Origin of the sequence: Methylobacterium sp. WL116 (assembly GCF_008039455.1) — a bacterium.
GTDB lineage: Bacteria > Pseudomonadota > Alphaproteobacteria > Rhizobiales > Beijerinckiaceae > Methylobacterium.
Genome location: NZ_VRUV01000258.1, coordinates 1 through 6,417, shown reverse-complemented (window position 1 = coordinate 6,417; position 6,417 = coordinate 1). Strand labels below are relative to the sequence as shown.

At 69.0% G+C, this 6,417-nt stretch carries 7 protein-coding genes; all 7 read left to right on the top strand.

Annotated features, from left to right (window positions below; all coding sequences use genetic code 11):
• Positions 1–639: DsbA family protein (locus FV223_RS17315; protein WP_147728194.1), on the top strand; the 639-nt coding region annotated here is incomplete at its 5' end.
• A 233-nt stretch (positions 640–872) separates the two neighbouring features.
• Positions 873–1,442: a F0F1 ATP synthase subunit delta gene (locus FV223_RS17310; protein WP_147728193.1), complete on the top strand. Its 570-nt coding sequence runs from the start codon at positions 873–875 to the stop codon at positions 1,440–1,442.
• A 74-nt stretch (positions 1,443–1,516) separates the two neighbouring features.
• On the top strand, positions 1,517–3,052 hold the full coding sequence (atpA, locus tag FV223_RS17305) for a F0F1 ATP synthase subunit alpha (RefSeq protein WP_147728192.1): 1,536 nt from the start codon (positions 1,517–1,519) through the stop codon (positions 3,050–3,052).
• A gap of 71 nt (positions 3,053–3,123) precedes the next feature.
• Positions 3,124–4,011: a F0F1 ATP synthase subunit gamma gene (locus FV223_RS17300; RefSeq protein ID WP_147728191.1), complete on the top strand. Its 888-nt coding sequence runs from the start codon at positions 3,124–3,126 to the stop codon at positions 4,009–4,011.
• A gap of 48 nt (positions 4,012–4,059) precedes the next feature.
• Positions 4,060–5,517: a F0F1 ATP synthase subunit beta gene (atpD, locus tag FV223_RS17295; RefSeq protein ID WP_147728190.1), complete on the top strand. Its 1,458-nt coding sequence runs from the start codon at positions 4,060–4,062 to the stop codon at positions 5,515–5,517.
• A 4-nt stretch (positions 5,518–5,521) separates the two neighbouring features.
• Positions 5,522–5,770 carry a hypothetical protein gene (locus FV223_RS17290; protein WP_147728189.1) on the top strand — a complete coding sequence of 83 codons (249 nt, stop codon included), beginning with the start codon at positions 5,522–5,524 and terminating at the stop codon, positions 5,768–5,770.
• Positions 5,771–5,840: 70 nt separating this feature from the next.
• Positions 5,841–6,242: a F0F1 ATP synthase subunit epsilon gene (locus tag FV223_RS17285; RefSeq protein WP_147728188.1), complete on the top strand. Its 402-nt coding sequence runs from the start codon at positions 5,841–5,843 to the stop codon at positions 6,240–6,242.
• Positions 6,243–6,417: the final 175 nt, after the last annotated feature.

Below are 6,417 nucleotides of genomic sequence, written 5' to 3'. Positions count from 1 at the left end.
GCCCTCGCCGGGGCCGCCCGCGCCCAATCCTACGGGCAGCGGGTCGCGGTGACGAGCGACGAGGGCAGGGCGGTCGCCAACTCGGTGCTGCCCGGCGAGATCACCGGGCAGATCGCGTCCCTGCGCGGCGTCACCTATGTCGGCCCGCGCGAGGCCGAGACGACGCTGTACGAGTTCTTCGACTTCAACTGCCCCTACTGCCGCAAGGCCGCCGCCGACGTGATCGCACTGCACGCCGCCGACCCGGCGCTTCGGATCGGCCTGGTACAGAACCCGATCCTATCGCCGCAATCGGCGCAGGCCGCCAAGGTCGCGCTGGCCGTCCAGCGCAAGCTCGGCTCCGAGGCCGCCTGGGCCTTCTACGGCCAGCTGCTCGGCAAGCCCGGCAAGATCGACGGCCCCGGCGCGCTCGCCGCCGGCACCGCGCTCGGCATCGCCGGCCCGGATCTGGAAACGATCGCCGACAGCGACGAGGTCCGCGAAGCGCTCAGGAGCCAGATGCGGATCGCGGCCGATCTCGGCCTCTACGCGACCCCGTCCTACGTGCTCGGCAATGCCGGCATCCTCGGCCATCCGGGCGCGCGCGCGATGGCGAAGATGATCGCCGCCACGCGCCGGTGCGATCGCCTCGCCTGCTGATCGACGCCTGCGGATCGCGGCTTTCGCGCAAGCTCGGCCGGGGCGCCGCGGCCGGCCGATCGCCTTGCGCGGCTCCGGTTGCCATGCTAGGCGGTCGCCGCGCCGGCCGAGGGATCTTCATGGTCCCCGACCGCCCGGCACAATCCCATTTCCCGACGGTCTCCGGCCCGGCGCCCTCAGTACGGCGCGGCCCGGTCGGAACCGAAGGGCCAAGGAACAAGAGAGAGCGACGGGTGGCGCAGAACGGTTCCGAGGGTTCCCTGGTCGGCGGCGTGTCGGGTCGATACGCCTCCGCCCTGTTCGATCTCGCCCGTGACGAGCGTCAGGTCGATGCGACGGCCGAGGGTCTGGAGCGCTTCGACGCCCTGCTTAAGGAGAGCGCCGATCTCCGCCGCCTCGTGCGCAGCCCGGTCTTCTCCGGCGAGGAGCAGGCCGCCGCGATCGGCGCGATCCTCGAGAAGGCCGGCATCACCGGCCTGGCCGCCAACTTCATCCGCCTCTCGGCCGCCAACCGCCGCCTGTTCGCGCTGCCCGGCATGATCTCCGCGTTCCGCAGCCTGGTGCGCGAGTCGAAGGGCATCGTCCGCGCCGAGGTCCGGGTGGCGGAGCGTCCCTCCGACGCGGTGCTGGAAGAGATCAAGGCGAGCTTGCGCGACGTCGCCAAGTCCGAGATCGACCTCGACCTGCACGTCGACCCGAGCCTGATCGGCGGCCTCATCGTCAAGATGGGCTCGCGCATGGTCGACGCCTCGCTCCGGACCAAGCTCAACGGCATCCGTCTCGCGATGCGGGAAGCGCGCTAGGCCGTCCGACAGGACGCTCCGGCTCCCGCCATCACACGTAAACACCTGATTCGAACGAACTGAAGGGCCCGACGATGGACATCCGCGCCGCCGAGATCTCCGCGATCCTGAAAGACCAGATCAAGAACTTCGGCGAGGAAGCCGAAGTCTCCGAGGTCGGCCAGGTCCTGTCCGTCGGCGACGGCATCGCCCGCGCCTACGGCCTCGACAACGTCCAGGCCGGCGAGATGGTCGAGTTCGAGTCGGGCGTGCGCGGCATGGCGCTCAACCTCGAGCAGGACAACGTCGGCATCGTGATCTTCGGCTCGGATCGCGACATCAAAGAAGGCCAGACCGTCAAGCGCACCGGCGCGATCGTGGACGTGCCGGTCGGCAAGGCCCTGCTCGGCCGCGTCGTGGACGGCCTCGGCAACCCGATCGACGGCAAGGGCCCGATCCAGTCCACCGAGCGTCGCCGCGTCGACGTGAAGGCGCCGGGCATCATCCCGCGCAAGTCGGTGCACGAGCCGATGGCGACCGGCCTCAAGGCCGTCGACGCCCTGATCCCGGTCGGCCGCGGCCAGCGCGAGCTGATCATCGGTGATCGCCAGACCGGCAAGACCGCGATCGTGCTCGACACGATCCTGAACCAGAAGCCCGGCCACGCCGCGGGCGGCGACGAGACCTCGAAGCTCTACTGCATCTACGTCGCGATCGGCCAGAAGCGCTCGACGGTGGCCCAGTTCGTGAAGGTCCTCGAGGACCAGGGCGCGATGGAGTACTCGATCGTCATCGCCGCCACCGCCTCGGACGCCGCGCCGATGCAGTTCATCGCGCCGTTCGCCGGCTGCGCCATGGGCGAGTACTTCCGTGACAACGGCATGCACGCCGTGATCTCGTACGACGATCTCTCCAAGCAGGCCGTGGCCTACCGCCAGATGTCGCTGCTGCTGCGCCGCCCGCCGGGCCGCGAGGCCTATCCCGGCGACGTGTTCTACCTGCACTCGCGCCTGCTCGAGCGCGCCGCCAAGATGGGCGATGCCGCCGGCAACGGCTCGCTGACCGCCCTTCCGGTCATCGAGACCCAGGCCAACGACGTCTCGGCCTACATCCCGACCAACGTGATCTCGATCACCGACGGCCAGATCTTCCTGGAGACCGACCTGTTCTACCAGGGCATCCGCCCGGCGGTGAACGTCGGCCTCTCGGTCTCGCGCGTCGGCTCCTCGGCCCAGACCAAGGCGATGAAGAAGGTCGCCGGCAAGATCAAGGGCGAGCTGGCGCAGTACCGCGAGATGGCGGCCTTCGCCCAGTTCGGCTCGGATCTCGACGCCTCGACCCAGCAGCTGCTCAACCGCGGCTCGCGCCTCACCGAGCTCCTGAAGCAGCCGCAATTCTCGCCGCTGAAGATGGAAGAGCAGGTCGCGGTGATCTACGCCGGCGTCAACGGCTACCTCGACAAGATGCCGGTGGCGAAGGTCCGCCCGTTCGAGGACGCGCTGCTCTCCGCGCTGCGCTCCAAGCACGCCGACCTGCTCTCCACCATCCGCGACTCGAAGGACCTGTCGGACGACAGCGCCGCCAAGCTGAAGAGCGTGGTCGAGGGCGTGGCCAAGTCGCTCGCGAACTGAGAACCCACCGCATCGGGCGCCCGGCGACGGGCGCCCGGTCGTGAACAGGCCCTGAGAGACCGGACCACCCGATGGCGAGTTTGAAGGATCTGCGCAACCGCATCACTTCGGTGAAGGCGACGCAGAAGATCACCAAGGCGATGCAGATGGTCGCCGCCGCGAAGCTGCGGCGCGCCCAGACGGCCGCCGAGAGCGGGCGGCCCTACGCCGAGAAGATGGCGGCCGTGCTCGGCAACCTCGCCGGGAACCTCGTCGGCGGCGTCGGCGCCCCGAAGCTGCTGGCCGGCACCGGCAAGGACCAGACGCACCTGCTGATCGTCTGCACCGGCGACCGCGGCCTGTGCGGCGCCTTCAACTCGTCGATCGCGCGCCTGGCGCGGGCCCATGCCGACAAGCTCACGGCCGAGGGCAAGACCGTCAAGATGATGACGGTCGGCAAGAAGGGCCTCGACCAGCTGCGCCGCCAGTTCCGCGAGCAGATCGTCGAGAGCCAGGACATCCGCGGCAACCGCCCGGTGGACTACCCCTTCGCCGCCGAGATCGCCGACAAGATCCTGACCCGGTACGAGGCCGGCGAGTTCGACGTCGCGACGCTGTTCTTCTCCGAGTTCCGTTCGGTGATCTCGCAGATCCCGACGGCGCAGCGGCTGATCCCGGCGGAGCTGCCCGAGGGCGTCGCCAGCACCACCGGCGCGCCGGCCGACTCGGCCCTGGAGTTCGAGCCGTCCGAGGAAGCGATCCTCGAGACGCTGCTGCCGAAGAACCTCACGGTTCAGGTCTACCGGGCGCTCCTGGAGAACGCGGCCTCCGAGCAGGGCGCCCGCATGAGCGCCATGGATTCCGCGACCCGCAACGCGGGCGAGATGATCAAGAAGCAGACGCTGATCTACAACCGCACGCGTCAGGCGATGATCACCAAGGAACTCATCGAGATCATCTCGGGCGCCGAAGCCCTCTAAGCGCCCTTCCCGGCGCACCGACCGCATACCTTTCAAGGGCACGCAATCATGGCAAACACCGCTCTCCCCGGCGCCGGCTCCAACAAGGTCGGCAAGATCACCCAGGTCATCGGCCCCGTCGTCGACGTCCAGTTCGACGGCCACCTGCCGGAGATCCTGAACGCGCTCGAGACCAAGAACAACGGCGCCCGCCTCGTTCTCGAAGTCGCCGCCCAGCTCGGCGAGAGCACCGTGCGCTGCATCGCGATGGACACTTCCGAGGGCCTGACCCGCGGGCAGGAATGCACCGACACGGGTTCGCCGATCATGGTGCCGGTCGGCCACAACACGCTCGGCCGCATCATGAACGTCATCGGCGAGCCGATCGACGAGGCCGGCCCGATCCAGTCCGACAGCCTGCGCGCCATCCACCAGCCGGCGCCGGACTACACCGACCAGTCGACCGAGTCGCAGATCCTCGTCACCGGCATCAAGGTGGTCGACCTGCTCGCCCCCTACGCCAAGGGCGGCAAGATCGGCCTGTTCGGCGGCGCCGGCGTCGGCAAGACCGTGCTGATCATGGAGCTGATCAACAACATCGCCAAGGTGCACTCGGGCTACTCGGTCTTCGCCGGCGTCGGCGAGCGCACCCGCGAGGGCAACGATCTCTACCACGAGATGATCGAGTCCAAGGTCAACATGGACCCGAAGGAGCATAACGGCTCGGCCGAGGGCTCCAAGTGCGCGCTGGTCTACGGCCAGATGAACGAGTCGCCCGGCGCCCGCTCGCGCGTCGCGCTCACCGGCCTCACCATCGCCGAGGACTTCCGCGACCAGGGCCAGGACGTGCTGTTCTTCGTGGACAACATCTTCCGCTTCACCCAGGCCGGCTCGGAAGTGTCGGCGCTGCTCGGCCGCATCCCGTCCGCGGTGGGCTACCAGCCGACGCTGGCCACCGACATGGGCGCCCTGCAGGAGCGCATCACCACCACTAACAAGGGCTCGATCACCTCGGTGCAGGCGATCTACGTGCCGGCCGACGATCTGACCGATCCGGCGCCTGCCGCCTCCTTCGCCCACTTGGACGCGACCACGACGCTGTCGCGCTCGATCGCCGAGAAGGGCATCTACCCGGCGGTGGACCCGCTCGACTCGACCTCGCGCATGCTCTCGCCGGCGATCCTCGGCGAGGAGCACTACGAGGTGGCCCGCAAGGTCCAGCAGACGCTGCAGCGCTACAAGTCGCTCCAGGACATCATCGCCATCCTCGGGATGGACGAGTTGTCGGAAGAGGACAAGCTGACCGTGGCCCGCGCCCGCAAGATCGAGCGCTTCTTCTCGCAGCCGTTCTCGGTGGCCGAGATCTTCACCGGCTCGCCGGGCATCCAGGTGCCGCTGGAAGACACCATCAAGGGCTTCAAGGGCCTCGTCGAGGGCAAGTACGACGACCTGCCGGAGGCGGCCTTCTACATGGTCGGCACCATCGAGGACGCCCAGGCCAAGGCCAAGAAGCTGAAGGCCGCCTGAGGTCTTGAACGGCAAGATCATCCTTCTGGTCGTCGGCCTCCTGGCCGGCGGCCTCGTCGGCTACGTCACGCGGCCCGAGGCGGCCGAGCTCAAGATCGGGCCGCTCTCGGTCGAGGTGCAGGGCGACCGCCCGGCCGGCACCCGGGGCGGCGAGCTGACCACCGGTCAGATGCAGCATATCGGCCTGTTCGCCAGCATCGGCGCTCTGGTCGGCTTCGGCCTCGGCTTCGCCACGGACCGGCGCAGGGCCTAACCTCTCAGGTCGGCACGCAGCCTTCAGCAGGCCGCGTGCCGGGAATGACAAACGTCGGGATTCCGAGCGCATGGCCACCTTCCACTTCGATTTCGTCGGCCCCGAGCGGTCGCTGTATTCCGGCGAGGTCGAGTCGGTGCAGCTTCCCGGCACCGAGGGCGAGATGACCGTCCTCGCCGGCCACGCTCCGGTGCTGACCTCACTCCGCGTCGGTGTGATCGTGGTCACCGAGCGCGCCAACAGCGGCAAGCGCATCTACGTCCGCGGCGGCTTCGCCGACATCGGCCCGACCGGGGTGACGGTGCTGGCCGAGCGCGCGGCGCCGATCGAGGAGCTGACCCCGGAATCCCTCGACCGCGACATCGAGGCGGCCGAGCTGCAGCGCGACGCCACCGAGGACCTGCAGAAGCGCGAGGAGCTGAACGGCCAGATCGTCCAGCTCCAGGAGACCAAGAACCTCCTCAAGCTCTGAGCCGTTCGCCGCTCTCGGCCGAGGCTACCGAAGCCCGCTCGAACCGCCGTCACCGGTGCGGTTCGGCGGGCTTTTCCATGTCGAGGACGTGCGCGATCAGCGCCTCGGCCGCTTCCGGGCCAACGGGACAGCCCTGGTCGAGCCAGCGCCGGCGCGCCGCCGCCAGGGCGAGCCC

Excerpts from the sequence above, each read along its gene's own strand:
- atpA (WP_147728192.1), top strand. The coding sequence starts at position 1,517 with ATGGACATCCGCGCCGCCGAGATCTCCGCGATCCTGAAAGACCAGATC.
- FV223_RS17300 (WP_147728191.1), top strand. The coding sequence starts at position 3,124 with ATGGCGAGTTTGAAGGATCTGCGCAACCGCATCACTTCGGTGAAGGCG.
- atpD (WP_147728190.1), top strand. The coding sequence starts at position 4,060 with ATGGCAAACACCGCTCTCCCCGGCGCCGGCTCCAACAAGGTCGGCAAG.
- FV223_RS17285 (WP_147728188.1), top strand. The coding sequence starts at position 5,841 with ATGGCCACCTTCCACTTCGATTTCGTCGGCCCCGAGCGGTCGCTGTAT.